Origin of the sequence: Oceanobacillus polygoni (assembly GCF_008304605.1) — a bacterium.
Classification (GTDB): domain Bacteria; phylum Bacillota; class Bacilli; order Bacillales; family Amphibacillaceae; genus Oceanobacillus; species Oceanobacillus polygoni.
The window spans coordinates 1-2,545 of sequence record NZ_PIJY01000044.1 but is presented as its reverse complement, the minus strand read 5'-3'; the positions used below and the strand labels follow the sequence as shown (position 1 = coordinate 2,545).

3 protein-coding genes are annotated in these 2,545 nt (G+C 31.3%); 1 reads left to right on the top strand and 2 read right to left on the bottom strand.

What is annotated here, in order from left to right; all coding sequences use genetic code 11:
- Positions 1-66: 66 nt before the first annotated feature.
- Entirely contained in the window at positions 67-258 is a 192-nt protein-coding gene (locus tag F1560_RS18915; protein ID WP_149476192.1) for a hypothetical protein, read from the bottom strand.
- Between the two features lie 622 nt (positions 259-880).
- On the opposite strand from F1560_RS18915, the gene F1560_RS18910 reads away from it, so the two are divergent.
- Positions 881-1,090, top strand: a complete 210-nt coding sequence (locus tag F1560_RS18910) for a hypothetical protein (RefSeq protein ID WP_149476191.1) — start codon at positions 881-883, stop codon at positions 1,088-1,090.
- A 383-nt stretch (positions 1,091-1,473) separates the two neighbouring features.
- Here F1560_RS18910 and F1560_RS18905 read toward each other — a convergent pair whose 3' ends face one another.
- Positions 1,474-2,076 carry a hypothetical protein gene (locus F1560_RS18905; RefSeq protein WP_149476190.1) on the bottom strand — a complete coding sequence of 201 codons (603 nt, stop codon included), beginning with the start codon at positions 2,074-2,076 and terminating at the stop codon, positions 1,474-1,476.
- Between the last annotated feature and the right edge of the window lie 469 nt (positions 2,077-2,545).

The window sequence follows — 2,545 nt, the reverse complement described above, 5'->3', positions numbered from 1 at the left end:
GAAACATAGATTATCTATTTTTGGAGAAGAAAGTGTTTCAAATTAATTATCGAAAACTGTAACTTTCTACTTGACGGTTACAATAAAGGATTCTTTTTCACTATTTAAAAAGTGAGCCCACTTTTTTTCTGCCTCTCCATACGTTAACCTGTTCAAATAATCGTCTGGTACTAACCCGTAATAAGTAGTCATCCAACTATCTACATAAACTCTTGCAACAGATTTTATATCTTCTTCACTGGCTTTTTTTATCTTCAAAATAATCACCTCTAATCGGAAGCTGCCAATGGCTAGGTTTTATATCTTACTAAAAAGAGCTTATCATATAATGGGAAAGCATTCCGTTTTGTGGTATATTTTCAAAAAACTCAACTCAAACGGCATTTATTAGTATAATGACAAGGATACCATTAAGCTTTTTTTAAGATTAATAATATATGGTAAAATAATATTATGAAAATTACCTAAAGTAATGAAGCAGTCTAGTATAATATAGAAATTCGAATAAATTTTAAATAATAAAGGAGGAAGTATTATACTAAAGGGTTACTTGTCTTTATTTATTATATCCTTCGGTTCTTCAAGTCATATTTCATAGGTTATTAAATCAGAATGAAAATATTACGATTTTTAGTATGTTTGGCTTATCTGTTACTTTTGCAATTATTTGGGCTTTAGGAGATAAATTGTTTTCACCCAAGAATAAAAAAGGGTAGAGATAGCAAGGTAATCAATATAAGAAGTTCAAAAACTATTGAATTAACTGGTGCAACAATGTTGTACAAGTATAGAGCCATGGTTTGATCATGATGGAGGTATAGTGACTAACTAATTAGTTAGTTTAATAAGAAAAAAATTAAAATGAAATGAGTGATTTTAATTGAACAAAAACAAACTTAATATGTCTGCTGCAATAATCATAAGTGTCATTATACTAGCAGTGGGAAGTGTAGCGATTTTCCAAATTGGAAAGAATCATCAAGCAAATGAAATTATTATAGATAAGTGCTTTCAAAATTTTGATAAAGAAGGAAAAGTCGTTGTAAAGAAAGATAGTTTTTGGTCACCAGTTTCTTGTGTAAAAGAATAAGCTCTGATCTTCCTCTAACTGGCGCTTTAGTTTAATAAGAAATTGACCTAGACCTCTTAATAGAGGTCCTTTTTGTGTAAAATAGATAACGATACTTGCTCTAAATTGACAGTGCAATTGATGGCCGAATTGACATATCAATTGAAATCGGTTTTTCTATGTACAATACCTATTGTCTAATAAAAAAGAAATGAGATATTTGGATGCCAACATACCCAATTTAACCATTAAGCGTGGCAGCAAAAATGACGTAGCAAATTCATACGTCATTTTGTCTGTCATTTAATTAATATGCACCTCAAAACGGAACCCTCTAACACCTACATTTTTTGATTTAGATGTACATTTATATAGGATTAATTCTCAAAAGAGGTGAAATCTTATCAATAGATGCAGCTGTAAGGGTTATCCAGTGGCCAATAAGCAACAAAACTTTCCCAGCTCAGCTTTGATGCATTCGGATAGTCAAGTATTTCTAGAAACTTATTTAATTCGTTGAGGATATCTTCTTCGTCTTCTATACGCGCATCTCCGCAATTTTTCAATTCAAATGGTTGTTGTTCCATAAACCCATAATAACCATCTATTTGATTTAAGAAACTCCGTAAACTTGCTAAAGTATTTTTCAAAGACAACAGGACTTCCCATTCTTCAGGTTCTTTATCCAATGTGTGCAAAAGAATATCGACCGACTCTTCAATCACTACCAAATTAGAATACTTTTGCGCGTTTACCGTTTTTTCGGTTGGAGGTTTATCTGATGCAATAATAGTAATCAGTCCTTCGATATTGTCCTTTTCGTTAGGTAAATGAGACAATATGACATCCGTCAAGTGAAACTTTATTAATCTATTATTTTCGCTTACTTTGTTATATTGACTGTAAATATATATATTTGTTGCTAGCAAAATAAGCAAAAGAATTATCGTGACAACAAACACTTTTTTATTTTTTTGTAAATACGGTTCATTATTCGATCGGTTCATACGCATTAACACCACCATGTTTCTTTTGAACACTTCTTCTTCAATCACAAGGGAAATAATTTCATATTCTTTCGGATGGTTATCAAAAACAATAAATTTAGCTTTTGTTAAATTGTTAATATAATCTGTTAAATATTTATACGCTTCCTCGCTTATTCAACGCTGAGTTTGGAACTTTCATATGTAGCATTAGCGAAACATGATAGCTCTCCATCTTCTATACCCATTTTTTTATATATAATTCGGTAACAAAACTATTTTTCGAATCAATCTCTTGAATCTCATCCTCAAACATAACTTCCTTCAATTACCTGTTCGATTGTTTCTGCTTTCATTAATCCTGACAAACCAAAAACAGTTAAAAAGCGACCGCAGGCATAAGTAAATAGGGTGCTTACCCCTATAAGTTAGAGTTTTTATTATGCAGCTGATTGGGTGGATTGAGTTCGGTAATCGACTGGACTTAATC

Excerpts from the sequence above, each read along its gene's own strand:
- F1560_RS18905 (WP_149476190.1), bottom strand. The coding sequence starts at position 2,076 with ATGAACCGATCGAATAATGAACCGTATTTACAAAAAAATAAAAAAGTG.